At 72.4% G+C, this 25,687-nt stretch carries 27 protein-coding genes and 1 pseudogene; 22 read left to right on the top strand and 6 right to left on the bottom strand.

Annotated features, from left to right (window positions below):
* Positions 1-454 precede the first annotated feature (454 nt).
* The 6 genes from infC to pheT all read left to right on the top strand — a co-directional run bounded on the left by infC (position 455) and on the right by pheT (position 6,514).
* Positions 455-1,102, top strand: a complete 648-nt coding sequence (gene infC, locus AB0I89_RS33085; protein WP_355053109.1) for a translation initiation factor IF-3 — start codon at positions 455-457, stop codon at positions 1,100-1,102.
* Between the two features lie 20 nt (positions 1,103-1,122).
* Complete coding sequence (gene rpmI / locus AB0I89_RS33080; protein WP_355053110.1) at positions 1,123-1,317, top strand: 50S ribosomal protein L35; 195 nt, start codon at positions 1,123-1,125, stop codon at positions 1,315-1,317.
* A 32-nt stretch (positions 1,318-1,349) separates the two neighbouring features.
* Entirely contained in the window at positions 1,350-1,742 is a 393-nt protein-coding gene (gene rplT / locus AB0I89_RS33075; RefSeq protein WP_007458417.1) for a 50S ribosomal protein L20, read from the top strand.
* Positions 1,743-1,825: 83 nt separating this feature from the next.
* Positions 1,826-2,623: an RNA methyltransferase gene (locus tag AB0I89_RS33070; RefSeq protein WP_357134724.1), complete on the top strand. Its 798-nt coding sequence runs from the start codon at positions 1,826-1,828 to the stop codon at positions 2,621-2,623.
* Positions 2,624-2,843: 220 nt separating this feature from the next.
* Positions 2,844-3,923, top strand: a complete 1,080-nt coding sequence (gene pheS / locus AB0I89_RS33065; protein WP_357134722.1) for a phenylalanine--tRNA ligase subunit alpha — start codon at positions 2,844-2,846, stop codon at positions 3,921-3,923.
* A 41-nt stretch (positions 3,924-3,964) separates the two neighbouring features.
* Positions 3,965-6,514: a phenylalanine--tRNA ligase subunit beta gene (gene pheT / locus AB0I89_RS33060; protein WP_357134721.1), complete on the top strand. Its 2,550-nt coding sequence runs from the start codon at positions 3,965-3,967 to the stop codon at positions 6,512-6,514.
* A gap of 150 nt (positions 6,515-6,664) precedes the next feature.
* Here pheT and AB0I89_RS33055 read toward each other — a convergent pair whose 3' ends face one another.
* Positions 6,665-7,168, bottom strand: coding sequence for a hypothetical protein (locus tag AB0I89_RS33055; protein WP_357134720.1), 504 nt, complete (start codon positions 7,166-7,168; stop codon positions 6,665-6,667).
* 265 nt (positions 7,169-7,433) lie between these two features.
* Between AB0I89_RS33055 and argC the strand changes: the two genes are divergently transcribed.
* The 7 genes from argC to argH all read left to right on the top strand — a co-directional run bounded on the left by argC (position 7,434) and on the right by argH (position 14,796).
* Complete coding sequence (gene argC / locus AB0I89_RS33050; protein WP_357134718.1) at positions 7,434-8,435, top strand: N-acetyl-gamma-glutamyl-phosphate reductase; 1,002 nt, start codon at positions 7,434-7,436, stop codon at positions 8,433-8,435.
* Positions 8,436-8,490: 55 nt separating this feature from the next.
* On the top strand, positions 8,491-9,663 hold the full coding sequence (gene argJ, locus AB0I89_RS33045) for a bifunctional glutamate N-acetyltransferase/amino-acid acetyltransferase ArgJ (RefSeq protein ID WP_357134716.1): 1,173 nt from the start codon (positions 8,491-8,493) through the stop codon (positions 9,661-9,663).
* Entirely contained in the window at positions 9,660-10,565 is a 906-nt protein-coding gene (argB, locus tag AB0I89_RS33040) for an acetylglutamate kinase (protein WP_357134714.1), read from the top strand. The genes argJ and argB overlap by 4 nt, the downstream gene beginning before the upstream one ends.
* Positions 10,562-11,806, top strand: a complete 1,245-nt coding sequence (locus tag AB0I89_RS33035) for an acetylornithine transaminase (RefSeq protein WP_357134713.1) — start codon at positions 10,562-10,564, stop codon at positions 11,804-11,806. Before argB ends, AB0I89_RS33035 begins: the two co-directional genes overlap by 4 nt.
* Complete coding sequence (argF, locus tag AB0I89_RS33030) at positions 11,803-12,738, top strand: ornithine carbamoyltransferase (RefSeq protein ID WP_357134710.1); 936 nt, start codon at positions 11,803-11,805, stop codon at positions 12,736-12,738. Before AB0I89_RS33035 ends, argF begins: the two co-directional genes overlap by 4 nt.
* Positions 12,735-13,250, top strand: coding sequence for an arginine repressor (locus AB0I89_RS33025; protein WP_357134708.1), 516 nt, complete (start codon positions 12,735-12,737; stop codon positions 13,248-13,250). Before argF ends, AB0I89_RS33025 begins: the two co-directional genes overlap by 4 nt.
* Before the next feature lie 82 nt (positions 13,251-13,332).
* On the top strand, positions 13,333-14,796 hold the full coding sequence (gene argH / locus AB0I89_RS33020; protein WP_357134728.1) for an argininosuccinate lyase: 1,464 nt from the start codon (positions 13,333-13,335) through the stop codon (positions 14,794-14,796).
* Between the two features lie 43 nt (positions 14,797-14,839).
* Here argH and AB0I89_RS33015 read toward each other — a convergent pair whose 3' ends face one another.
* The 3 genes from AB0I89_RS33015 to AB0I89_RS33005 form a co-directional block, all read right to left on the bottom strand.
* The gene (locus tag AB0I89_RS33015) at positions 14,840-15,193 is read right to left on the bottom strand and encodes an MmcQ/YjbR family DNA-binding protein (RefSeq protein ID WP_357134706.1); all 354 of its coding nucleotides are present in this window, start codon (positions 15,191-15,193) and stop codon (positions 14,840-14,842) included.
* 138 nt (positions 15,194-15,331) lie between these two features.
* Entirely contained in the window at positions 15,332-15,757 is a 426-nt protein-coding gene (locus AB0I89_RS33010; protein WP_357134704.1) for a DNA-binding protein, read from the bottom strand.
* An 85-nt stretch (positions 15,758-15,842) separates the two neighbouring features.
* Positions 15,843-16,292 carry a hypothetical protein gene (locus AB0I89_RS33005; protein ID WP_357134702.1) on the bottom strand — a complete coding sequence of 150 codons (450 nt, stop codon included), beginning with the start codon at positions 16,290-16,292 and terminating at the stop codon, positions 15,843-15,845.
* A 176-nt stretch (positions 16,293-16,468) separates the two neighbouring features.
* Between AB0I89_RS33005 and AB0I89_RS33000 the strand changes: the two genes are divergently transcribed.
* From AB0I89_RS33000 to AB0I89_RS32980, 5 genes are all read left to right on the top strand, one after another.
* Entirely contained in the window at positions 16,469-17,110 is a 642-nt protein-coding gene (locus tag AB0I89_RS33000; protein WP_357134701.1) for a DNA-3-methyladenine glycosylase, read from the top strand.
* Positions 17,111-17,186: 76 nt separating this feature from the next.
* Complete coding sequence (locus AB0I89_RS32995; protein ID WP_357134699.1) at positions 17,187-18,272, top strand: exo-alpha-sialidase; 1,086 nt, start codon at positions 17,187-17,189, stop codon at positions 18,270-18,272.
* 2 nt (positions 18,273-18,274) lie between these two features.
* Complete coding sequence (locus AB0I89_RS32990; RefSeq protein WP_357134698.1) at positions 18,275-18,550, top strand: ubiquitin-like small modifier protein 1; 276 nt, start codon at positions 18,275-18,277, stop codon at positions 18,548-18,550.
* 151 nt (positions 18,551-18,701) lie between these two features.
* Positions 18,702-19,844 carry an LLM class flavin-dependent oxidoreductase gene (locus AB0I89_RS32985; protein WP_357134696.1) on the top strand — a complete coding sequence of 381 codons (1,143 nt, stop codon included), beginning with the start codon at positions 18,702-18,704 and terminating at the stop codon, positions 19,842-19,844.
* A complete protein-coding gene (locus tag AB0I89_RS32980) occupies positions 19,841-20,476 on the top strand; it encodes an FMN reductase (protein WP_357134694.1) in 636 nt (211 codons plus the stop codon). Before AB0I89_RS32985 ends, AB0I89_RS32980 begins: the two co-directional genes overlap by 4 nt.
* On the opposite strand, the pseudogene AB0I89_RS32975 reads toward AB0I89_RS32980, so the two are convergent.
* Positions 20,469-20,564: pseudogene (locus AB0I89_RS32975) on the bottom strand (universal stress protein); the annotation flags it as partial. The gene AB0I89_RS32980 and the pseudogene AB0I89_RS32975 sit on opposite strands and share 8 nt — an antisense overlap.
* A 136-nt stretch (positions 20,565-20,700) precedes the next feature.
* Here AB0I89_RS32975 and AB0I89_RS32970 point away from each other — a divergent pair.
* From AB0I89_RS32970 to AB0I89_RS32960, 3 genes are all read left to right on the top strand, one after another.
* Complete coding sequence (locus AB0I89_RS32970) at positions 20,701-21,195, top strand: GNAT family N-acetyltransferase (RefSeq protein ID WP_357134692.1); 495 nt, start codon at positions 20,701-20,703, stop codon at positions 21,193-21,195.
* 15 nt (positions 21,196-21,210) lie between these two features.
* Positions 21,211-21,852, top strand: a complete 642-nt coding sequence (locus tag AB0I89_RS32965) for a hypothetical protein (protein WP_357134690.1) — start codon at positions 21,211-21,213, stop codon at positions 21,850-21,852.
* A gap of 126 nt (positions 21,853-21,978) precedes the next feature.
* Positions 21,979-23,310: a hemolysin family protein gene (locus tag AB0I89_RS32960; RefSeq protein WP_357134689.1), complete on the top strand. Its 1,332-nt coding sequence runs from the start codon at positions 21,979-21,981 to the stop codon at positions 23,308-23,310.
* A 13-nt stretch (positions 23,311-23,323) separates the two neighbouring features.
* Here the strand turns inward: AB0I89_RS32960 and AB0I89_RS32955 are convergent, their stop codons facing one another.
* Entirely contained in the window at positions 23,324-23,731 is a 408-nt protein-coding gene (locus AB0I89_RS32955; RefSeq protein ID WP_357134687.1) for a PaaI family thioesterase, read from the bottom strand.
* Between the two features lie 81 nt (positions 23,732-23,812).
* Here AB0I89_RS32955 and tyrS point away from each other — a divergent pair, with 81 nt between their 5' ends.
* On the top strand, positions 23,813-25,105 hold the full coding sequence (gene tyrS / locus AB0I89_RS32950; protein ID WP_357134727.1) for a tyrosine--tRNA ligase: 1,293 nt from the start codon (positions 23,813-23,815) through the stop codon (positions 25,103-25,105).
* Positions 25,106-25,687: the final 582 nt, after the last annotated feature.

Below are 25,687 nucleotides of genomic sequence, written 5' to 3'. Positions count from 1 at the left end.
GCAACCCTCTTGACCACCCCGCGCCCCGCGCCCCGCGCCCCGCGCCCCGCGCCCCGCGCCCCGCGCCCCGCGCCCCGCGCCCCGCGCCCCGCGCCCCGCGCTCCGCGCGCGCCGGACGGTGCCTGCGCCAGCCGGCGTGCCCGGTTTGGGGGTGGGCGGGGCGGCGGTGTAGTGTTGTCGAGTCGACCAGGCTGTCTCCGCATGCGAGCAGACAGCCTCGAAAGCGGAGCGCCTGCTCCCACCCGAGTCGCCGCTACGGTGGCCGGGTCCGGTCACCGGTTCCGGGCATGTCCCGGTCCCGGATGCGCGATCCTGTGATCGTGCCGACCGGTCGAGCGGGCCCTGGCATGCGCCAGGGCCTTCTGTTTTCCAAGTCGGGTCCCTCCCGGGAGCCGCAGGGGTCGGCACCTGAGCAGAAACGACTCGAGGAGGCCCCATCAGCGTCGAACCACGCGTGAACGAGCAGATCCGGGCACGTGAGGTCCGACTGGTCGGCCCAGAGGGTGAGCAGGTGGGCATCGTCCCGCTGGAGCGCGCCCTTCAGCTGGCCGCGGACGTCGATCTGGACCTGGTCGAGGTTGCGCCGATGGCGCGCCCGCCGGTGTGCAAGCTCATGGACTTCGGCAAGTTCAAGTACGAGAGCGCACTCAAGGCGCGCGAAGCGCGGCGTAACCAGCAGCAGACCGTCATCAAGGAAATGAAGCTTCGGCCGAAGATCGACCCGCACGACTACGAGACCAAGAAGGGTCACGTGGTGCGGTTCCTCAAGGCGGGCGACAAGGTCAAGGTGACGATCATGTTCCGCGGTCGCGAGCAGAGCCGCCCGGAGCTGGGTTACCGGCTCCTGCGCCGGCTCGAGTCCGAGATCACGGATCTGGGATACGTCGAAGCCGCTCCCAAGCAGGACGGCCGAAACATGATCATGGTTCTCGCTCCGCACCGGGCCGTCAAGGCTTCCGCGGTCGCCGCCACGGCGTCGCGCGGTGGTCCTCGGGACCGGGTCGGGGACGAGTCCGCCGCTCCGGCAGCCGATGAGACCGCGGCGGTCGGCGAGACCGCAGCAGCCGGCGACACCGGCACCGCCGCCACCAGCGGCGAGTAACAGGGGAGAAGACGTTCCACATGCCGAAGATGAAGAGCCACACGGGTATGGGTAAGCGGGTCAAGCTGACCGGCAAGGGCAAGGTCGTTGCCCAGCAGGCCGGCCTGCGCCACAACCTGGAGAAGAAGCCCTCCACCCAGACCCGCCGGCTGACCGGCACGGTCGTGCTGGCCAAGGCCGACGTCAAGCGCATCAAGAAGCTGCTCGGCCGCTGACGCGCGCCACCTTTACGTAAGAAGGAGTTGAGATGGCACGCGTCAAGCGGGCTGTAAACGCCCAGAAGAAGCGTCGTACCCTGCTGGAGACCGCGAGTGGTTACCGCGGCCAGCGCTCCCGGCTGTACCGCAAGGCCAAGGAGCAGGTGCTGCACTCGATGCAGTACGCCTACCGGGACCGTCGTGACCGCAAGGGCGACTTCCGGCAGCTGTGGATCCAGCGGATCAACGCGGGCGCCCGGGCCAACGGGATGACCTACAACCGCCTGATCCAGGGCCTGCGTCTGGCCGGCATCGAGGTCGACCGCAAGATCCTGGCCGACATGGCCGTCAACGACGCCGCCTCGTTCGCGGCGATCGTCGAGCTGGCTCGGGCTGCGGTCACGGCCGAGGGCACCGGCGGCGCGGCGGCTCAGGCCGCCTGATCCCCACGCACCAGAGAGAGGCGTCTCCCGCGTCGGCACCGCCGTCCGGGGGGCGCCTCGATCGTGCCGAAGGAGCAAACCCCATGGCCTTCACCCCCCGTACCCCCAGGGTTGTCGCCGCCCGCCGCCTGCAACGCCGCCGGGACCGCGACGCCGCCGGCCGGTTCCTGGCCGAGGGCCCGCAGGCGGTCCGCGAGGCCCTGGCGCGGTCGGGGGTGGTCACCGAGCTTTTTGGTACGACCACCGCGCTGGATCGGCACCCGGAGCTGGCCGCCACGGCGGCCCGGGCCGACGTGCCGGTCTCCGAGGTGACCGACGACGCCCTCGCGGCCCTGGCCGAGACGGTCGCCCCGCAGGGGCTCGTCGCTGTCTGCCGGCACCTGGACGTGCCGCTGGAGCAGGCCCTGGCGGGTGCTCCCCGCCTGGTGGCGGTGCTCGCCGAGATCCGCGACCCGGGTAACGCCGGCACCGTGCTGCGCACCGCCGACGCGGCCGGCGCGAGCGCGGTGATCTTCGCCGGCGACGCCGTCGACCCGTACAACGGCAAGTGTGTCCGCGCCTCCGCCGGCAGCCTGTTCCACGTCGACGTGGTGCGCGCGCCCGATCCGGTCGCGGTGCTCGACGCGCTGCGCGCCGCCGGGTTGTCGATCTTCGCCACCACCGGGTACGGCGACAGCGACCTGGACGATCTGACCGACTACGGCCGGCTCGTCGGGCCCACCGCCTGGCTGTTCGGTTCCGAGGCGCACGGGCTGCCCGAGGCGTTGACCGCTGCCGCCGACGCCCGGGTGCGGGTGCCGCTGTACGGGCGCGCCGAGAGCCTCAACCTGGCTGCCGCGGCGGCCGTCTGCCTGTACGCTTCAGCGAGAGCACAGCGCTGAGGGTGTCCACACCCGGCGCGACTGACAGCAGGGGAGAGCGTCCGTCCATGAACGCGCCACGGCGTTCGTTTAGCCAGCCCGCCGGTGTCGGCGGGCGGCGGGCCTGACCTGCTCCCTGCGCAACTCCTACCGGCGGGCTGCGGCGCAGCCGCGCGTCCGTAGACTCGCTTCGCCGCCCCGATGACGGGCTGGCGCCGCCGTGAGGGAGTGCCCGTACGCCATGAGCTACCGCAACGATCCGTACGACCCGAAGCAGGTCGCCCTGCTCGACCCGGCCGCCCTGGCCGAGGCCGTCGCCGACGCCACGAAGGCGTTCGACGACGCCGCCGACCCGGACGCGTTGACCGCGCTGCGCCCCGCGCACCTCGGTGACCGGTCTCCGGTGTCCCTCGCGCGCCGGGAGATCGGCGCGTTGCCGCCGGCCGCGAAGTCCGACGCCGGCAAGCGGGTCAACGAGGCCCGCCGGGCGATCGAGACCGCGTACGCCGAACGCGCCGAGGTGGTGGAGCGCGAGCAGGCCGCGCGGGTGCTCGTCGAGGAGCGGGTGGACGTCACCCTGCCGTACGCCCGGCGTCCCCGTGGTGCCCGGCACCCGCTGAGCACGCTGATGGAGTCGATCAGCGACCTGTTCGTCGGGATGGGTTACGAGGTGGCCGAGGGGCCCGAGGTCGACCTGGAGTGGGTCAACTTCGACGCGTTGAACATCCCCGCCGACCACCCGGCGCGCGGGCTGATGGACACCTTCCACATCGCATCCCCTGATGGGTCCGCGGGCTCCGGGCTTGTTTTACGAACCCACACGTCGACGGTGCAGACCCGCACCATGCTCAGCCGCAAGCCACCGATCTACGTGATCGTGCCCGGCCGGGTCTACCGCACGGACGAGATCGACGCCACCCACAGCCCGGTGTTCCACCAGGCCGAAGGCCTGGTGGTCGACAAGGGCATCACGATGGCGCACCTGCGGGGCACCCTCGACCACTTCGCGCGGGCGATGTTCGGCCCCGAGGCGAAGACCCGGTGGCGGCCGCACTACTTCCCGTTCACCGAGCCGTCGGCGGAGTTCGACGTGTGGTTCCCGGAGCACCGCGACGGTCCGCAGTGGGTCGAGTGGGGTGGCTGCGGGATGGTCAACCCCCGGGTGCTGCGCGCCTGCGGGGTCGACCCGGAGGTCTACTCCGGCTTCGCCTTCGGCATGGGCATCGACCGGACCCTGATGGTCCGGCACGGGGTCAGCGACATCCGCCATCTCTTCGAGGGCGACGTGCGGTTCAGCCGCGCGCTCGGGACCGGGGCGTAGGGCGATGCGGGTACGAGACACGGGAACGGTGGTCTGAAGTCATGCGAGTTTCTGTCAGTTGGCTGCGGGAGTACGTCGACCTCCCCGCCGACCTGCCCACCGGCGATCTGGAGCAGGCCCTGGTCGACCTCGGTATCGAGGTCGAGTCCGTGCAGGACCTGCGCGCGAGCGTCACCGGTCAGCTCGTCGTCGGCGAGGTACGCGAGATCGAGGAGCTGACCGGCTTCAAGAAGCCGATCCGGTTCTGCCGGGTGGACGTGGGCGCCGCCAACGGCACCGGCGAGCCGCAGGAGATCGTCTGCGGGGCGCGCAACTTCGCCGTCGGCGACCGGGTCGTGGTGATCCTGCCCGGCGGCGTGCTGCCCGGCGGGTTCGCGATCGGCGCGCGCAAGACGTACGGGCACAACTCGGCCGGCATGATCTGCTCGGCCAGGGAGCTGGGCCTGGGCGACGACCACTCGGGCATCATCGTGCTGCCGCCGGAGGTGACCGCCAAGCCGGGTGACGACGCACGGTCCGTCGTGGGCCTCGACGACGTCGTGTTCGAGCTGGAGATCACCCCGGACCGGGGGTACGCGCTGAGCCTGCGCGGCCTGGCCCGGGAGCTGTCGCACGCGTTCGACGTGCCGCTGCGCGACCCGGGGATGGCGCCCGCGCCGGGCGGTACGCCGACGCCGGCGTACCCGGTCGAGGTCCGCGACACGGTCGGCTGTGACCGGTACGCCGCCCGCCTGGTGCGGGGCGTCGACCCGGCCGCGCCCACGCCGTCGTGGATGGCCCAGCGGCTCGTCACCGCCGGCATCCGCAGCATCTCGCTGCCCGTCGACATCACCAACTACGTGATGTTGGAGCTGGGCCAGCCGATGCACGCCTTCGACGCCGACCGGATCGCCGGCCCGCTGGTGGTCCGCCGTGCCGAGGCGGGGGAGAAGCTGACCACCCTGGACGGTGTCAGCCGGGTGCTCACCGCCGACGACATGGTCATCTGCGACGACACTGGCCCGATCTCGCTCGCGGCGGTGATGGGCGGCGAGACCAGCGAGGTCGACACCGGAAAGACCACAAACGTGCTTTTCGAGGCCGCCCACTGGGACCCGGCCATGGTCGGGCGCACGGCCCGCCGGCACAAGCTGTTCAGCGAGGCCGCGAAGCGCTGGGAGCGGGGCGTCGACCCGGCGGTGCCGCTGGTCGCGCTGGAGCGGGCCGTGCGGCTGCTCACCGAGCACGGTGGCGGCGCTCCGAGCGCCGAGATCCTGGACATCGACCACGTCCGGCCGCGTACGCCCATCACCCTGCCGGCGGACCTGCCGACCCGGCGGGTCGGCGTCGAGTACCCGCCCGCGCGGGTCGTCGCCCTGCTGGAGCAGGTGGGCTGCACGGTCGCGCAGGGCGCGGACCGGCTCTCCGAGGACCCGGGCGCGGTCGGCACGGCCAGCGGCGCCGGGTCGGCGCTGAGCGTCACCCCGCCGAGCTGGCGGCCCGACCTGACCGACCCGGCCGACCTGGTCGAGGAGGTCGTCCGCCTCGACGGGTACGACAAGGTGCCGTCGGTGCTGCCGACCGCGCCGCCCGGGAACGGCCTGACCCCGCGCCAGCGTCGCCGCCGGGCCGTCGCATGGTCGCTGGCCGAGCGGGGGTACGTGGAGGTGCTCGCGCACCCCTTCGTCTCCCCGGAGCTGGCCGACCAGCTCGGACTGCCGGCCGACGACCCGCGCCGACCCGCGGTGCGCCTCGCCAACCCGCTGTCCGAGGAGGAGCCGCTGCTGCGCACCACGCTGCTCGGCCCGCTGCTCGGCATCCTCAAGCGCAACCTCGGCCGGGGTCACCGCGACCTCGCCCTCTACGAGATCGGCGCGGTCTTCCACCCGCGCCCCGACGCCGGCAGCCCGCCGGCGATGGGCGTGGACCGGCGACCCACCGACGAGGAGTTCGCCGCCGCCGACGCGGTCGTGCCGGCCCAACCGGTGCACGTCGCGGCGGTACTCGCCGGTGACCTGGACCCGGCCGGCTGGTGGGGCGCGGGCCGCCCGGCCGGGTGGGCCGACGCCATCGAGGCGGCCCGGGACGTGCTGGCCGCCGCCGGCATCCCCGACGAGCGGGTCGAGGTACGGGCCGCCGAGCACGCGCCGTGGCACCCGGGCCGCTGCGCCGAGCTGCGGGTCGACGACACCGTCGTCGGATACGCCGGTGAGCTGCACCCGGCGGCGGTGGCGGCCCTGGAACTGCCCCGCCGCACCTGCGCCATGGAGCTGGACCTGGACGTGCTGCCGCCGGTGCCGGTGGTTCCCGCGCCGACAGTGTCCGGGTTCCCGCCGGCGTTGATCGACGTGGCGTTGGTGCTGGACGAGTCGGTCCCGGCCGAACAGGTGCGTCGGGCGCTGGAGGCGGGCGCCGGCGAGCTGTTGGAGGACGTGCGACTGTTCGACGTGTACTCCGGCGCGCAGCTCGGCGAGGGTCGCCGGTCGCTGGCGTACAAGCTGACGTTCCGCGCCCCGGACCGGACGCTGACCGTCGAGGAGGCGCTGGCCGCCCGGGACGCGGCGGTCGCCGTCGCGGCCGAGCGCTTCGGCGCGACCCTGCGCGGCGCGTAGCCTGTCCACGCACCAACGAGCAAGGCCCTGCCCTGGTGGTTCCCGCCGGGTCAGGGCCTTCTTCGGGTACGTCTCTCGGGTACGCCTGTGGTGCGGGGTCGCTCGGCGGGTGCTCGGAAATCGTTGGGCCCGGGTGTCGTCCTCGGCAGGTCAGTCGACCCGGAGTGAGTGGGCGATCGCGTCGGCGTCGGCCGGGTCGTCCGCGACCGCGATGACGACCATCCGTTGGTCGGCGATCACCACCACCCGCCGCGACCGGCCGTCCGGTAACACGTCCCCGCCCCGGCGCACGGGGTGGCCGGCCGCGTCGCCCTGTTCGGTGGCGATCGCCGCCACCGGATCGCGGGCGAGGTCCCTGGAACGTCTCACCTCCGCGTAATCGACGGAGGGCTCCGGCGTCAGCGCGCAGCCGGCGACGACGTCGAGGTCGACGATGTACGTGTCCCGGACCGGCGTACCGCACTTGACGGCGTTGCGGGGCCACTGCGCCGGCACCGAGATCCGTACGCCCTCGCTGGCGACCTCCTGCTTGCCGGATGGGTTCTCGCCGGGCGCAGCAGTGCGCCCGCAGGCGCCGACGCCGGACACCGCCGCCACCGCGACGGCGACGAGCACGATCGGCGGCCTCCTGCGGCCGTTCAGGTCGAGGTTCATGCTCGGCCCTTCTTCGCGTGGCCGCCCCAGCAGCACGGACCCGGGGTGGGCCCGAAGCATGCTGCCTGAACCTGCCCCACCTGCGTGCCGATGAGCCGGCCGGCCACTAACGCCATCAGCTACTCCAGGTTACTTCCCGTGATCGACCGGGTTCGCAGGCAGACTGTCGACCACCGGTCTTTCATCACCATGCAGTAGGCTGTATTAACTTGCAGGAAACAATCACTCTTGCTAGTCTCCTCTGCATAGTCATGCGGAGGTGGGTATGGGAATTCGAGTCGCGGTCGCGGGCGCGAGCGGGTACGCGGGCGGTGAGCTGCTGCGTCTGGTCGCCGGGCACCCGGAGTTCGAGCTGGTCGCCGCCACCGCGCACCGCCAGGCCGGGCACCGCGTCGACGTGGCGCATCCGCAGCTCACCGGGCTCGACCTGGTGTTCGGCGAGACCGACCCGTCGATCCTCGCCGACGCCGACCTGGTCTTCCTGGCGCTGCCGCACGGCGAGTCGGCGGCCCTCGCGGCCCAGCTCCCGCCCGAGGTACGCGTCGTCGACCTGGGCGCCGACCACCGGCTCGCCGACCCGTACGCCTGGGCGCAGTACTACGGCGGCACGCACGCCGGCCAGTGGACGTACGGCCTGCCCGAGCTGCCCGGCCAGCGGGAGCTGATCGCGGGCTCCACCCGGGTCGCGAACACCGGTTGCTACGCCGCCGCGATCACCCTCGCGCTCGCGCCGCTGATCGCCGACGGCGCGGCCAACCCCGCCGACGTGGTCGTGGTCGCCGCCTCGGGCACCTCCGGCGCGGGCCGGGCGGCGAAGCCGCACCTGCTCGGCAGCGAGGTGATGGGCGACCTGTCGCCGTACCGGGTCGGCACCCACCAGCACGTGCCCGAGATCAAGCAGGCCTCCGGGGCGACCGGCCTATCGTTCACCCCGGTCCTCGCGCCGATGCCACGCGGCATCCTCGCCACGGTCACCGCCGTGCCGGCCCGCGGCGTCGACCCGCAGGAGGTGCTGACGCGGGCGTACGCCGACGCGCCGTTCGTGCACGTGCTGCCGGAGGGGAGGTGGCCGCACACGGCGGCCACGCTGGGCTCCAACTCGTGTCATCTGCAGGCCACCGTCGACGTCGACTCGGGTCGGCTGATCGTGGTCAGCGCCCTGGACAACCTCGGCAAGGGCGCCGCCGGCCAGGCCGTGCAGAACGCCAACCTGATGCTCGGCCTGCCGGAGACGACGGGCCTGTCGATCTGGGGAGTCAGCCCGTGAACGCGAGGAGTGCAGCGCGGCCCAGTCCCGCAGTCGCGAACGGGAGGGGAGTCGCGTGAGTGTCACCACCCCTCGGGGGTTCCGGGCCGCTGGAGTGACCGCCGGACTGAAGGCCAGCGGTGGCCCGGACGTCGCGCTGGTGGTCAACGACGGCCCGGACGCCGGTGTCGCCGGTGTCTTCACCACCAACCGGGTCAAGGCCGCGCCGGTGCTCTGGAGCCAGCAGGTCGTGCAGGGCGGCGTGGTCCGCGCGGTGGTGCTCAACTCCGGTGGCGCGAACGCCTGCACCGGCCCGGCCGGTTTCCAGGACACGCACGCCACGGCCGAGCACACCGCCTCGGCGCTGAGCGCGGTCAGCCCGCGGCTGCTCCTCGGGGCCGGCGAGGTGGCGGTCTGCTCCACCGGGTTGATCGGTGAGCGGTTGCCGATGGACAAGCTGCTGTCGGGCGTCCGTACCGCCATCCGGCAGTTGTCGCGTGACGGCGGCCTGGCCGCCGCCGAGGCCATCATGACCACCGACACCCGGCCGAAGACCACGGTGGCCCGGGGCAGTGGATGGACGGTCGGCGGCATGGCCAAGGGCTCCGGCATGCTCGCGCCGGGCATGGCCACCATGCTCTGCGTGCTCACCACCGACGCGGTGGCCGGGCCGGCGGTCCTGGACGAGGCGCTACGCGCCGCGGCCCGGGTGACGTTCGACCGGGTCGATTCCGACGGCTGCATGTCCACCAATGACACGGTGCTGCTGTTGTCCAGCGGCGCCAGCGGCATCGAGCCGACCCCGGCCGAGTTGGCCGCCGCGGTCACCACGGCCTGCCACGACCTGGCGCAGCAGCTCATCGCCGACGCGGAGGGCGCCACCAAGCAGGTCGCCATCGACGTCGTGGGGGCCGCGACCGAGGACGACGCGGTCGAGGTGGGCCGCTCGGTCGCTCGCAGCAACCTGGTCAAGACCGCCCTGTTCGGCAACGACCCGAACTGGGGTCGGATCCTCGCCTCGGTCGGCACCACCACGGCCGCCTTCGAGCCGGACAAGGTGGACGTGGCCGTCAACGGGGTCTGGCTGTGCCGGGGCGGCGCGGTGGCCGAGGACCGTTCGACGGCCGACCTCAGCGCGCGGGACGTCAGCATCCGGATCGACCTGCGCGCGGGCGATTCGACGGCCACCATCTGGACCAACGACCTGTCCCACGCGTACGTGCACGAGAACTCGGCGTACTCGACATGAATCTCAGCAGTGATCTCACCCGTGCGCAGGTGAAGGCGGAGACGCTGATCGAGGCGCTGCCCTGGCTGGCGCGTTTCTCCGGCTCCACGGTCGTCGTCAAGTACGGCGGCAACGCCATGACCGAGCCGGAGTTGCAGCGGGCGTTCGCGGCCGACATGGTGTTCCTGCGGTACGCCGGTCTGAAGCCCGTGGTGGTGCACGGCGGCGGTCCGCAGATCTCGGCCATGCTGGGCCGGCTCGGCATCGAGAGCGAGTTCCGGGGCGGTCTGCGGGTGACGACCGCCGAGGCGATGGACGTGGTCCGGATGGTGCTCGTCGGGCAGGTCGGGCGGGAGCTGGTCGGGCTGATCAACTCGCACGGCCCGTACGCCGTCGGCCTCTCCGGCGAGGACGCGCGGCTGTTCACGGCGGTGCGCCGCCCGGCGTACGTGGACGGGCTGCCGGTCGACGTGGGCCAGGTGGGCGACGTCGAGTCGGTGGACACCTCGGCGGTGACCGACCTGATCGACGCCGGCCGGATCCCGGTGATCTCGACGGTCGCGCCGGACGTCGACGGTGTCCTGCACAACCTCAACGCGGACACCGCCGCCGCCGCGCTCGCCGTCGCCCTACGGGCCCGCAAGCTGGTCGTCCTCACCGATGTGGCCGGCCTGTACGCCGACTGGCCGGACACCAACAGCCTGGTCTCCGTGATCACCGCGGACGACCTGGCCAAGCTGCTGCCCCGCCTGGAGTCGGGGATGGTACCGAAGATGGAGGCCTGCCTGCGGGCCGTGCGCGGGGGCGTGCCGGCCGCGCACGTGGTCGACGGCCGGGTGGCGCACTCCACGTTGCTCGAGGTGTTCACGTCGGAAGGGTTCGGAACGATGGTGGTGCCGCAGGACGGGACGGACGGGGCATGAGCAGTCTGGTGCGACGGTGGACGCAGTCCATGATGGACAACTACGGAACTCCGCCGCTGGCGCTGGTCTCCGGCGCGGGCGCCGTGGTGGTCGACGAGGCGGGCCGCGAGTACGTGGACCTGGTGGGCGGGATCGCGGTGAACGCTCTCGGTCACGCCCATCCGGCGGTGGTGGCCGCCGTGTCGAAGCAGGTGGCCACGCTGGGCCACGTCTCCAACCTCTTCGTCGCCGAGCCGCCGGTGGCTCTCGCGGAGCTGCTGCTGGCGCTCGCCGGCAGCCGAGCCGGCCGGGTCTTCTTCGCCAACTCCGGCGCGGAGGCGAACGAGACCGCCTTCAAGCTGTCCCGGCGCACCGGGCGCAGCCACGTGGTCGCCACCAACGGCGGCTTTCACGGTCGCACCATGGGCGCCCTCGCCCTGACCGGTCAGCCCGCCAAGGCGGACCCGTTCCGGCCGTTGCCCGGCGAGGTGACCCACGTCGACTACGGCGACGTGAGCGCCCTGGAGGCGGCGGTCACCGACGCCACCGCAATGGTGATCCTGGAGCCCATCCAGGGTGAGAACGGCGTGGTCGTACCGCCGACCGGCTACCTGACGGCGGCCCGGCGGATCACCGCCCGGCACGGGGCGCTGCTGGTGCTCGACGAGGTGCAGACCGGCATCGGCCGTACCGGGCACTGGTTCGCCCACCAGGCCGAGGGCGTGGAGCCCGACGTGGTGACCCTGGCCAAGGGCCTGGGTGGTGGGCTGCCGCTGGGCGCGACGCTCGCCTTCGGCCGGGCCGCCGACCTGCTCACCCCCGGCTCGCACGGTACGACCTTCGGCGGCAACCCGGTGAGCTGCGCCGCCGCGCTCGCCGTGGTGGCTACCATCGCCAACGAAGGGCTGCTCGACCACGTCAAGCGCGTCGGCGAACGGCTGCGTCGGGGCATCGAGGCGCTGGACCACCCGCTCGTCGCGGGCGTACGCGGGGCCGGGTTGCTGCTCGGCGTGGTGCTCACCGCGCCGGTGTCGACGGTCCTGGCCGAGGCGCTGCGGGAGGCCGGCTTCCTGACCAACCCGGTGCAGCCGGGCGTACTCCGCCTCGCCCCGCCGTTGATCCTCACCACCGAGCAGGTCGACGCGTTCCTCGCCGCGCTCCCGGCGGCCCTGGACGCGACGGCCCCGGCGGCGGCCGGCACGAGCGCTCCCGCGACCACCGAATCCTCCACCCAGCCCACCACGACGGGGACGACCGCATGATCCGGCACTTCCTGCGCGACGACGACCTCTCGCCCGCCGAACAGTCGAGCGTGCTCGACCTGGCGGCCCGGATGAAGGCCGATCGGTTCGGCCACCAACCGCTGGCCGGCCCCCGCTCGGTGGCGGTGCTCTTCGACAAGCAGAGTCTGCGGACGCGGATCTCGTTCGACGTCGGCATCGCCGAGCTGGGCGGCCATCCGCTGGTCGTGGACACCCAGGTCACTCACTTCGGCCGGGGCGAGACGCTCGCCGACGCGGGCCGGGTGCTGTCCCGCTACGTCGCGGCGATCGTGCTGCGTACCCACGGCGACGACCGGATCGCCGAGGTCGCCGGCGGCGCTACCGTCCCGGTGGTCAACGCGCTCACCGACGGGTTCCACCCCTGCCAGCTGCTGGCCGACCTGCTGACCATCCGGGAGCGGTGCGGCGGCACGTCCGGCCGGACCCTGGCCTATGTGGGCGACGGCGCGAACAACATGGCGCAGTCGTACCTGCTGGCCGGGGCCATGGCCGGGATGCACGTGCGGATCGCCGGCCCGGCGGGGTTCGCGCCGGACGAGGACGTGGTGCGGCGGGCCGCCGAGATCGCGGCCGGGACCGGCGGGTCGGTACGGGTGCTGACCGACCCGGCGCAGGCGGCCCGCGACGCCGACGTGCTGGCCACCGACACCTGGACCTCGATGGGTCAGGAGGCCGACGGTTTGGACCGCATCACCCCGTTCCTGCCGTACCAGGTCAACAAGGAGCTGCTCGACCACGCCGCGCCGGACGCGATCGTGCTGCACTGCCTGCCGGCGCACCGGGGCGAGGAGATCACCGACGAGGTGCTCGACGGTCCGCAGAGCGCGGTGTTCGACCAGGCGGAGAACCGGCTGCACGCCCAGAAGGCGCTGCTGGCGTTCCTGCTCGCGGCCTCCGGGGAGCGACGATGACCGCCCCCTTGACCCGCGCCGCCCGGCACGCCCGGATCGTCGAGCTGATCCGGGACCGGCCCGTACGCTCGCAGACCGAACTGGCCGACCTGCTCGCCGCCGACGGCGTCGGGGTCACCCAGGCGACCCTCTCGCGCGACCTGGAGGAGTTGGGCGCGGTCAAGGTGCGCGGCGGCGACGGCCCGGCCGTCTACCTGATCCCCGAGGACGGGAAACGGCCGCTGCGCGACGCCGAGGCCGCCCCGGCCCGGCTGGTGCGCCTGCTGCGCGAGCTGCTCAACGGGGTGGACGCCAGCGGCAACATCGCGGTGCTGCGTACCCCGCCGGGTGCGGCCCAGTACCTGGCCAGCGCGTTGGACCGGGCGGGCCTGCCCGAGGTCGTCGGCACCATCGCCGGCGACGACACCATTCTCGTCGTGGCCCGTGAGACCGTCGGTGGGGCCGCGCTCGGCGACAAGCTCGCCGGTTGGTCCCGCCGGGAAGACAGCGTCGAAGGGGACAGCGCACCGTGACCGCGCACAGGTGGAGCACGCCGAGCCGGATGGCTGCGGCCCGTGCCGCCCGGATGGGTGGCTGACGAACATGGGGACCACAATGGGCGGCGTGGACGACAAGACCCTCACCGAGAACAGCGCCGGCACCAACCGGACGAGCCTGTGGGGTGGCCGGTTCGCCGGTGGCCCCGCCGAGGCGCTCGCCCGGCTGTCGGTGAGCGTGCAGTTCGACTGGCGGCTGGCCCCGTACGACATCGCGGGTTCCCGGGCGCACGCCCGGGTCCTGGCCGGCGCCGGCCTGCTCGACCCGGAGGAGCTGGGCCGCATCCTGGCGGCCCTGGACGACCTGGAGGCGGCCTGCGCGTCGGGGGCGTTCCGGCCCACCGTCGACGACGAGGACGTGCACACCGCGCTGGAACGGGGGCTGCTGGAGCGTCTGGGGAGCCTCGGCGGCAAGCTGCGTGCCGGTCGGTCCCGCAACGACCAGGTCGCCACCGACCTGCGGCTCTACCTGCGGGACCACGCGCGGGGTGTGGCCAGCCGCGTCGTCGAGCTGGCCGAGGCGCTCGTCGAGCAGGCCGAGCGGCACGTCGACACGGCCGCGCCCGGTATGACCCACCTCCAGCACGCCCAGCCGGTCACCTTCGGGCACTGGTTGCTGGCCCACGTGCAGCCGCTGCTGCGCGACCTGGAGCGGCTGCGCGACTGGGACCACCGGGCGGCGATCAGCCCGCTCGGCGCGGGCGCGCTCGCCGGGTCGGGGCTTCCGCTGGACCCGGTGGCGGTCGCCAAGGAGCTGGGTTTCCGCACGTCGTTCGCCAACTCGATGGACGCGGTCGCCGACCGGGACTTCGTGGCCGAGTTCCTCTTCACCACCGCGCTGATCGGGGTGCACCTGTCCCGCCTGGGCGAGGAGGTGGTGCTGTGGACGTCGCACGAGTTCGGCTGGGTAGAGCTGGACGACGCGTTCGCGACCGGTTCGTCGATCATGCCGCAGAAGAAGAACGCGGACATCGCCGAGCTGGCCCGGGGCAAGTCCGGCCGGTTGGTCGGCGGCCTGATGACGGTGCTGACCATGCTCAAGGGCCTGCCCATGACGTACGACCGGGACATGCAGGAGGACAAGGAGCCCGCGTTCGACGCCGTCGACACCCTGGAGCTGCTGCTCCCGGCCCTGGCCGGGATGATCTCGACGATGACCGTCCGGGTGGACCGGCTCGTCGCGGCCGCGCCGGTGGGCTTCTCCCTCGCCACCGAGGTCGCCGACTGGCTGGTCCGGCGCAACGTGCCGTTCCGTGACGCGCACGAGATCACCGGTCGGTTGGTGGCGCTCTGCGCGGCCCGCGAGTGCGAGCTGGAGGACGTCTCCGACGCCGACCTGGCCGCCGTCAGCGAGCACCTCGACCCGTCCGTGCGTGACGTGCTCTCGGTGCGCTCGGCCCTCGCGGCCCGCACCACCCCCGGCTCGACCGGCCCCGGTCCGGTCGCCGACCAGCTCGCCGCCGCGGCGGACCGGCTGGCCGGCTGGCGGGAGTGGGCCACCGAGCGGGTCGTACCCCGCTGACGCCAGGCGTGGCGTCGGCGCGGGCCGCCGGCGCCACGGTGGTTCAGGCCGTCGGGCGCTCCCGCTTCGGGAGCTTGGCCACCACCATGTCGTACGACGAGTCGACCGCCTCGGTCAGCTCGTCGGTGTCGATCCCGCCGTCGAGGCGCAGCGTGTTCCAGCCGGACCGGCCGATGTACGGCATCGGGCGCGCGTCGGCGGGGTGGCGGTGCAGCCACTCGTCGGCGATCTCGCGGGTCGCGCCGCACTTCACGCCGACGGTGGGCGCCGCGACGCCGTTGCCGAGGAACGCGAAGATCCGGCTGCCCACCTTCACCACCTCGTCGTCCTCCCACGGCCGGTCCAGCCACGCTCCCGGCTTGGCCAGGCAGTACGACAACATCTCCGCACGTTCCACAAACCCCTCCTAGTCATAACCCCGCCCCCCGCCCCGCGCCCCGCGCTCGCACATCGCGCCGATCTTGCAGTTTGTGCTGTCGATACGCGACCGATCTCCCGTTCTGTCGGGACAGAAAGTGCAAGATCGGCGCGGGGATCAGGGGGTTTGGTCCGTGGAGCGGGCCGCTACCCGTTCGTAGCGTTGGCGGGCGGCCTGCGCGCTGCCCAGCCCCAGCCCGTACGCGATGGACTGCCAGGTCAGGCCCCGGTCGCGGGCGAGGGTGAGCAGTCCCGCCTCCAGGGCGTCCAGCTCGGCGCGTACGTGTGGCAGCAGGGTCAGGGCGGCCGTCAGGTCGGCGGCGTCGACCGGCTCCTCGGCGGGCTCCCGCTCGGCGCCGCCGGCGGCGAGCGCGGTGACCAGGGCGACCGCCTCCCACGGGTCCAGCACGTGCGGGTGGGCCCAGCGCCCCCGCCGCGCGTCGGAGCCGGCGTGCCGCTCGCTGATCCGTTGCAGCGCCTCGTAGGTGCGGTGGGCGCGCGCCCGACCCGGGTCGGGCGCCGTGAAGAGGTCCGAGGTGGTCATGTACCGAGCACACCCCATCAACGAGCTGTTGTCAACGGTCTGTTGAAGCGTGGCGGCACGAGAATCCGTGCCGCCACGCCACGACTCAGAGCGCCAGGTCGAACCGGTGCTCGTCAGTGATGGAGTTGCACAGTGCGTCGCAGGAGTTTCCGGTCACCACACCGAACGCGACGCCCGGCGCGAAGGGGCGCTCGGTGGCGGTCACCGCGATCCGCACCTTCTGGGTGGTGGCGTCGCAGAACACCTTGCGGTTGGTCGTGCCGGTGCGCATCGAGTCTCCGATCGCCTGGGCGACCTTGACGGTCAGGTCGACCTGCGTCGGCTGCGAGCAGGTCAGGGTGACCGGGACGAAGACCGCCGCCCCACTGGCGTCGATCTTGCCGCTGCCGCCCAGTGCGACGGCGCTCAGCGGGGCGCCGTCGATCGCCGCGCTCTGCGGGGCGCTGGCGCTGGCCGACGGAGCGAGAGCCAGCACCGCCCCGGCCGCGGCCAGGCCGATCGCGAGCAGGGGGCGACGGATCGTGCGTACGGTCATGATGGTTCCTCTCCCAATGTGTCGCCGCACCCTGCGACGACACCGGAAACACCCCCCGGGGGCGGCGCGGGTTTCGGCGGCTCGGATGGCGAGAAGGTGAACCTTGGTGAGCCTCCCGGTGGCCCCGGGATCGTCGAACGGCGTGACCCGCGCGTGGCCTGGGTACCGTTCGGTCCATGGAACTCCTGCCGGACGACCGCACGGCCGACGCCGGCCTGGCCGAGTTGGCGGACCTGCTCGCCGGCCCGCTGCTGCCGGCGGCGCGTGGCCTGCTGGGCTGCCGCCTCACCGCCGGGGGCGTCACCGTCCGGATCACCGAGGTCGAGGCGTACGCGGGCACGGCCGGTGACCCCGCCTCGCACGCCCACCGGGGCCGGACGCCCCGCAACGCGGTGATGTTCGGTCCCGCCGGGCACGCCTACGTCTACTTCACCTACGGCATGCACTGGTGCGTGAACGTGGTCACCGGTGACGAGGGGGAGGCCGCCGCCGTGCTGCTGCGCGCCGGCGCGGTCATCGACGGCGTGACCACGGCACGCGAGCGCCGGCCGGCCGTGCGGCGCGACGTGGACCTCGCCCGTGGGCCGGCCCGGCTCTGCGCCACGCTCGGCATCGACCGCGCGGCGTACGGCGCGTACCTGCTCGGCGACGGCCCGGTCCGGTTGCGACCGCCCGCCGAGCCGGTCCCGGAGGAGGCGGTGACGGCGGGGCCCCGGGTCGGCGTGACGGGCGCGCACGACCTGCCCTGGCGGTTCTGGCTCGACGGCGATCCGACGGTCAGCGCGTACCGGCGGCACGTGCCGCGCGTCCGTCGCTGAGCGCGCCGCTACGGAGGTTGTCGGAGGGTGTGGCCATAATCACCGAACCTGCTCACCGACGGTTTCGGAGGACGTCATGGCAACTCTGCTCGCGATCGGCACCGCGAAGGGATTGTTTCTCGCCACCAGCGCCGACGATCGGCGCAGTTGGGAGATCAGCGGTCCGCACTTTCCGATGACCGGTGTCTATTCGGTGGCGGTGGACGCCCGCCGTTCGACCCTGCGGCTACTCGCCGGCATGACCAGCTCGCACTTCGGCCCCAGTGTCGCCACCAGCGACGACCTCGGCGCCACCTGGGACGAGCCCGACCAGGCGCCGGTCGCGTTCCCGGCCGACACCGGCGTCTCCCTCGGGCGGGTCTGGCAGCTGATGCCGGCCGGCCCCGACGAGCCGGACGTCGTCTGGGCCGGCACCGAACCCTCGGCGTTGTTCCGGTCCACCGACGGCGGCCGCAGTTTCGAGCTGGTCCGTTCCCTCTGGGACCACCCGCACCGCCCGCAGTGGGAGGCCGGGTTCGGCGGTCAGGCCGTGCACACCGTGCTGCCCCACCCGCGTGACCCGGCTCGACTGCTGGTCGCCATGTCCACCGGCGGGGTCTACCGCTCGGAGGACGCCGGGGCGAGCTGGGCCCCGGGCAACACCGGCATCCGCGCCTACTTCATGCCCGACGAGTGGCCGGAGTTCGGCCAGTGCGTGCACAAGGTCGCCCGGGACGCCGACAACCCCGATCGGCTGTACGCGCAGAACCACCACGGCGTCTACCGTTCCGACGACGACGGCCGCACCTGGTCCTCGATCGCCGACGGGCTGCCCAGCGACTTCGGCTTCCCGATGGTGGCTCACCCCGGGCGCGGCGGCACGGTGTGGACCTTCCCGCTGGTGGCCGACAGTGAGCGGTTTCCGGCCGATCACCGCTGCCGGGTGTTCCGTTCCGTCGACGCCGGCGGCAAGTGGGAGGCGCAGTCGGTGGGGCTGCCCGAGGGGCCGTTCTATCCGGCGGTGCTGCGCGACGCCATGTGCGCCGATGACGCGACGCCGGGTGGGGTCTACTTCGGCACCCGCTCCGGGTCGGTCTTCGCCAGCCGCGACGAGGGCGACTCCTGGTCGTCGGTCGCCACCCACCTGCCCGACGTGCTCTGCGTCCGCGCCGCGCAGGTCTGAGCGTGGTCACCGTGCTGCTGCCCGGCCCGTTGCGCGGCGAGGCCGGGGGCGCGAGTCGGCTGACCGTCACCGCCGCCGGGACGCTGCGGGCGGTCCTCGATGAGGTTGCCGTCGCGCATCCCCGGCTGGCCCGGCGCATCCGCGACGAGCGCGGTGAGCTGCGCCGCTATGTGAACGTCTTCGTCGACGGGGAGGACTGCCGGCATTCCGGAGGTCTGGCCACGACGGTCGTGGACGGCGCGGAAGTGCAGGTGTTGCCCTCCGTGGCGGGCGGCTGAGCGAGCCGGTTCTGCGACGTGGTGTCCGGTTGCGGTGGTGACCGGCGCCACTGCGCGACGTCCTGCCGATGGAATAGTTGACTCGTCAAATAAGTTGTGAGCTGCGTCCGGGTACCACGACGGCATCCGGTTGACACGCGAGGAGCTGGTCATGCAGTTCGGAGTCTTCACCGTCGGTGACGTCACGGTCGATCCGACCACCGGTCGGGAGCCGACCGAGCATGAGCGGATCAAGGCGATGGTCGCCATCGCACTCAAGGCCGAAGAGGTCGGTCTCGACGTCTTCGCCGCCGGGGAGCACCACAACCCGCCGTTCGTCCCGTCGTCCCCGACCACCATGCTCGGTCACATCGCGGCCCGCACCGAGCGGCTGTTGCTGTCCACCGCGACCACGCTGATCACCACCAACGACCCGGTGAAGATCGCCGAGGACTACGCGATGCTCCAGCACCTGAGCGACGGCCGGGTGGACCTGATGATGGGCCGTGGCAACACCGGCCCGGTGTACCCGTGGTTCGGCAAGGACATCCGCGCCGGCATCCCCCTGGCCATCGAGAACTACGACCTGCTGCACCGGCTGTGGCGCGAGGACGTGGTCGACTGGAAGGGCAAGTACCGCACGCCGTTGCAGTCCTTCACCTCGACGCCGCGCCCGCTCGACGGGGTGCCGCCGTTCGTCTGGCACGGCTCGATCCGCAGCCCCGAGATCGCCGAGCAGGCCGCGTACTACGGCGACGGTTTCTTCGCCAACCACATCTTCTGGCCCAAGGAGCACACCCAGCGGATGGTCGGCCTCTACCGCCAGCGGTACGCCCACTACGGCCACGGCTCCGCCGACCAGGCCATCGTCGGCCTCGGCGGCCAGGTGTTCATGCGCCGCAACTCGCAGGACGCCGTCCGGGAGTTCCGGCCGTACTTCGACAACGCCCCGGTCTACGGGCACGGGCCGTCGCTGGAGGAGTTCACCCGGGAGACCCCGCTGACCGTGGGCAGCCCGCAGCAGGTCATCGACCGCACCCTCGGCTTCCGCGAGTACGTCGGCGACTACCAGCGCCAGCTCTTCCTGGTCGACCACGCGGGCCTGCCGCTCAAGACCGTGCTGGAGCAGCTCGACCTGCTCGGCGAGGAGGTCGTGCCGGTGCTGCGCAAGGAGTTCGCCGCCCTGCGTCCGGTGCACGTTCCCGAGGCGCCCACGCACGCCTCGATGGTGGCCGCGGCCGGTGGCGCGAAGGACAGCACCGTGCACGCCGTCGACGACGTGACGGGCAAGGCGCCGGAGGGGGCGACCCGATGACCCGCCGCACGCTGGCCGTGGTGTCGGCGGGGCTGAGCCAGCCCTCGTCCACCCGGCTGCTCGCCGACCAGCTCGCCGGGGCGACCCGCGACGAGCTGGTCCGGCGGGGCCACGACGCCGAGCTGCGCGCGATCGACCTGCGCGAGTACGCCCACGACGTCGTCAACAACATGCTCACCGGGTTCCCGCCGGCCGCGCTGCGCGAGGCCATCGACACGGTGACCGGTGCGGACGGCATCATCGCCGTCACCCCGATCTTCAGTGCCTCGTACAACGGGCTGTTCAAGTCGTTCTTCGACGTCCTCGACGCGGGCTCGCTGGTCGACCGGCCGGTGCTCATCGCCGCCACCGGTGGCACCGCCCGGCACTCCCTCGCGCTGGAGCACGCGGTCCGTCCGATGTTCAGCTACCTGCGGGCGGTGGTGGTCCCCACGGCGGTCTTCGCCGCACCGGAGGACTGGTCCGACGGGACCGCCGACGGCGCGTTGCGGGGCCGGATCCGGCGCGCCGCCGGGGAGCTGGCCGACCAGGTCGAACGCCGGCCGCCCACCAGCGGCCCGGCGGACCCGTTCGCCCTCACCACCGACTTCCTGCAGATGCTCGGCCGAGGTGGCGACGCCCCGGTCAGCTGACCGGGTGGGCCACCAGCACCGGGCAGTGCGCGTGGTGGACGGCGGCCTGACCGACCGAGCCGAGCAGCAGCCCTTCGAACTGCCCCCGCGCCGCGCCGCCCCCACTCCGACGCCGATCTTGCAGATCCTGTTGGCGGAATGTCGTCTTGGTGAGCTTGTGTCGCGACAGGAAGTGCAAGATCGGCGAAAGCGGGGGTGTCGGGGGTGGGGCTTACTCTCGCCGGGTGACTTTTGAGGTGCTGCTGCGGCCGGTGCGCGAGGACGATCTCGTGGAGTTCTTCCTGCACCAGCAGGATCCCGAAGCGAATCGGATGGCCGCGTTCGGTCCCGTCGACCCGTCCGACCACCGCGAGTTCGCCCGCCACTGGGCGCGTGTGCTCACCAACCCGGCGAACCGGGTCCGCACCGTCGAGGCCGACGGCGAGGTGGTCGGCTACGTGAGCGCCTTCCCGGTCGACGACCAGACCGAGGTCAGCTACTGGATCGACCCGACCCGCTGGGGTCGGGGCTACGCCACCGCGGCCCTGGCCGCGCTGCTGCGCGAGCTGCCCCGGCCGGTGCACGCTCGGGCCGCCAAGGACAACGCCGCCTCTCTCGCGGTGCTGCGCAAGTGCGGGTTCGTCGTGGTCGGTGCCGACTCGGGGTACGCCAACGGGCGCGGCACCGAGGTCGAGGAGTGGCTGCTGGAGCTGCCCGCCGACGCCCCTGACCTGGGCTAGCACTAGTCTCGCGGGGTGAACTGGTTGGATCTGGTCGGCTGGGCCGGCTCCGCGGTGCTGGTCTGGTCGCTGCTGCAGTCGCGCATCCTGCGCCTGCGCGCCTTGAACCTCGTCGGTTGCGCCGTGCTGATCGGCTACAACGCCGCCATCGAGGTGTGGCCCATGGTCGGGCTCAACATCGTCCTCGCGGTGATCAACATCTGGTACCTGCGGGGAATGCTCGCCACCCGCCACGACGAGCAGACCTACCAGGTGGTCCAGGTCGGGGTCGACGACCAGTTCCTCGCCCACACGCTGCGGGTGCACGGGTCGGACATCGCCCGCTTCAACCCCGACTTCCACTGGGACCCGGCCGCCGCCGACCGCTCGGCCTTCCTCGTGGTCACCGCCGACGAGGTGGTGGGGGTGGTGCTGTCGCACGCCGAGGCACGCGGGGTCGCCCAGATCGACCTGGACTACGTGACCCCGAAGTTCCGGGACTTCACGCCCGGCGAGTTCGTCTACCGGCGCAGCCGCCTCTTCACCGAACGCGGCTTCCACCGGGTCGTCAGCCCGCCCGGCATGGTCGCCCCCTACTACCACCGGCTCGGTTTCCGGCCCGAGGGCGACTCGTACGTCCTCGACCTGCCCGCGTCACCCGCAGCCGAATCGGCGTAGCGTCACCCCGGCAGGGTTCGGCCGACCCCGCACGGGGCACAGAAGCGCGTACGCCGGGCGGCCTCGTCGACCGGCGGGCGCCGTGCGTACGGCCGGCGTCACCATCGCAGAGGGAGCGAACCGGGCGTGCAGAGCTACGGGAGCCAACTGGCCCTGGTCGGGATCCTGATCGTGATCAACGCGCTCTTCGCCGGCAGCGAGATGGCGTTGGTGTCACTGCGGGACAGCCAGATCCAGCGCCTCGAACGCACCAGCCGGGCCGGAGGGGTGCTCGCCCGGCTCGCCAAGGACCCGAACCGCTTCCTCGCCACCATCCAGATCGGCATCACCCTCGCCGGCTTCCTGGCCTCCGCCGCGGCGGCGGTCTCCCTCGCCAAGCCCCTCGTGCCGCTGCTCGGGGTGTTCGGCAACGCCGCCGAGACGGTGGCGATCGTGGTGGTCACCCTCGCGCTGACCTTCGTCACCCTGGTCTTCGGCGAGCTGGCGCCCAAGCGGATCGCCATGCAGTCCGCCGAGCGGTGGGCCCTGCTGGTGGCCCGCCCGCTCGACGTGCTCGCCAGCCTCACCCGCCCGGCCGTCTGGGCCCTCGGCGCGACCAGCGACCTGGTCGTCCGCCTGTTCGGGCTCAACCCGAAGCACGAGCCCGAGGAGATCGGCCCGGACGAGCTACGCGACATCGTCGCCGGCAACCACGGCTTCACCAAGGAACAGCGCACCATCATCGCCGGTGCCGTGGAGATCGCCGACCGGCGGTTGCGGGCGGTGCTCGTACCCCGGTTGCAGGTCTTCACGCTCGACAGCGGGACCACGGCGGAGGCCGCGCGGCTCGTGCTGGCCGCCACCGGGCACTCCCGCGCGCCGGTGGTGCGCCACGGCGGCCTGGACGACACGGCCGGCGTGATCCACCTGCGCGACCTGGTCGGCGTGCCCGACGACCGGCCGATCGACGAGATCGCCCGCCCGCCGATGCTGCTGCCCGACTCGCTGCCGGTGGTGGACGCGCTACGTCAGTTCAAGGCCGAGCGCCAGCACATCGCGCTCGTCGTGGACGAGCGTGGCGCCGTCGACGGCATCGTGACCCTGGAGGACATCCTGGAGGAGATCGTCGGGGAGATCTACGACGAGACCGACCGGGACGGCTACTCGGTGCGCCGCGAACCGGACGGCGCGATGGTGCTGCCCGGCACCTTCCCGGTGCACGACCTGCCGGACATCGGCGTCGAGCTGCCCTCGCGCCCGGCCGGCGACTACACCACCGTCGCCGGGCTGGTGCTGGCCCGACTCGGGCACATCCCGACCGTCGCGGGGGAGGACGTCACCCTGGACGGCTGGGTGCTGACGGTGGCCGACATCGACCACCGGGCCATCACCGAGGTACGCCTGCGGCAGGTCCCCGCCGCCGCCGCCGCCGACGCCGACGAGGCCGTCGAGCCGGTGCTGGACGAGGCCCGGAGCTGACCGGGCCCGCCGGTCAGTCGCGCGAGAGGTTCTGCAACCGGACCTGACCGCGGGCGACCAGGCGCTCCTTGGCGTCGCTGATCTCCACCTGCCAGAGCTGCTGGCTGCGCCCCCGGTGCACGGGGGTGCCGACCGCCCGCAGCTCGCCCTCGGGCACGGCCCGCAGGAAGTCGGTCTGGTTCGACACCCCGACCACCGTGCCCCGGTCGCCCAGCCAGAGCGAACCGCCGACGCTGCCCGCCGTCTCCACGACCGAGCAGTACACCCCGCCGTGCTGGATGCCGAACGGCTGGTGCAGCTCCGGACGGACCTGCCAGCTGATGACGACGCGGTCGCCGGTCGCCTCCTCAAAATTCAGGCCGAGCAGGTTGACGAAACCACCCGTCAGATCCGGCATCTCCACGGCAGAACCCTCCTCCAAGAGCGGGGCGCAAGCGTAACCGGGCGCGTCGCTCCAAACCCGGTACGGGTCGATGCCGCCGATGGGGGAGAATCGGTGACCGTGACCGACAGCAACCTCCCGCCGTCCGGGCGGGACTCCCTGACCGACGACCTGCTCTGGCGTGGCCTCATCCAGGACTCGACCGGCCTCGACGAGCTGCGTGAGCTGCTCGACGGCGCGACGGCCACCACCTATTACGTGGGCTTCGACCCCACCGCGCAGAGCCTGCACGTCGGCTCGCTCATGCAGGTCACCACGGCCCGGCGGCTGCAACTCGCGGGTCACCGCCCCCTGCTGCTGGTGGGCGGGGCGACCGGGCAGATCGGTGACCCGAAGGAGAGCGCCGAGCGGACGCTCAACCCGCCCGAGGTGATCGCCGGCTGGGTCGAGCGGATCCGCGAGCAGCTCGCGCCCTTTGTGTCGTACACCGGGGACAACGCGGCGCAGCTGGTCAACAACCTGGACTGGACCGGTGAGATGTCGGTGGTCGACTTCCTGCGGGACGTCGGCAAGCACTTCCCCGTGAACAAGATGCTGGCGCGGGAGGTGGTGCGGGCGCGGCTGGAAACCGGCATCAGCTTCACCGAGTTCAGCTACCAGCTGCTGCAGGCGAACGACTTCTTCGAACTGCACCGCCGGCACGGTTGCCAGCTCCAGTTCGGCGGCTCCGACCAGTGGGGCAACATCACGGCGGGCGTCGACTACGTGCGGAGGCGCGGCGCGGGGCCGGTGCAGGCCTTCACCACGCCGTTGGTCACCAAGGCCGACGGTACGAAGTTCGGCAAGACCGAGGGCGGGGCGGTCTGGCTCGACCCCACGCTGACGAGTCCGTACGCGTTCTACCAGTTCTGGCTCAACGTCGACGACCGCGAGGTCGACCGCTACCTGCGGTACTTCAGCTTCCGTACGCGCGACGAGCTGGAGGAGCTGGCGAAGGCGACGGCCGAACGGCCGGCGGCCCGGCTCGCCCAGCGGGCGTTGGCCGAGGAGCTGACCACGCTGGTGCACGGCCCCGAGGAGACCCGGCAGGCGGTCGCCGCCAGCCAGGCGCTGTTCGGGCGGGGCTCGCTCGACGACCTGGCAGCGGAGACGCTGCGCGCGGCGCTCACCGAGGCCGGGCTCGTGCGGCTCACCGGCGAACTGCCGGACGTGGCGGGTCTGCTGCGGGACTCCGGGCTCGTGAGCGGCCTCAAGGAGGCCCGTCGGGTCATCGCCGAGGGCGGCGCCTACGTGAACAACACGAGGGTGACCGAGGTGGACGCCACGGTGTCGACCGGCGACCTCCTGCACGGCCGATACCTGGTGCTGCGCCGGGGAAAGCGGTCGTTCGCGGGCGTTGAGCTGGGGGAATAGTCGATCGTCGACGATGTGACGGGGGACGCGTCCGGCGGATTTGACGATCATCGGGCCGGACGCGTAACTTTCTCTCTGCCAGCGCGGAACGGACGAAACAGGCGAAAGCCTGAAGCGGCCGGAGCGTGGTGACGGCCTCGGGGTCGGACGGCTTTACCGTCAGATCGCCGACCGGGTGGTGCTCACGGAAACGCCGCGAGGCGGATTTGGTGCGGCGGAACCGACCGGGTAAGGTAGCCAGTCGGCAGGGAAACGGGCGAGCAAGCGGGTAACCGCTGCGGCCGGCCTGCCAACCCATGACGAGAACGGCGCGAGCCGGTCGAACCATGGTGCCCGCAACACGGCAGTAAGCACGACGAACCGGGAAACACCGGTTTGACACGGCAGAAACCAGCGGGTAACGTAGTAAAAGTGCCTGGCGCTGAAAGCGCCGGGGACGCGGAACGAAAAGCCCCAGGTTGGGGCCTCAGCGATGGGGCTTCGAGTTGGTGTGTGGTTGTTCTTTGAGAACTCAACAGGGTGCTTGTAAAGCCAGTGCCAATTATGATTTATACCCCGGACTGGCAGCCTGCTTTTGGTGGG

This window comes from Micromonospora sp. NPDC049801 (assembly GCF_040656575.1).
Classification (GTDB): domain Bacteria; phylum Actinomycetota; class Actinomycetes; order Mycobacteriales; family Micromonosporaceae; genus Micromonospora.
Note: the sequence above shows the minus strand (reverse complement) of the source record. Positions and strands in the feature narration are given on the sequence as shown.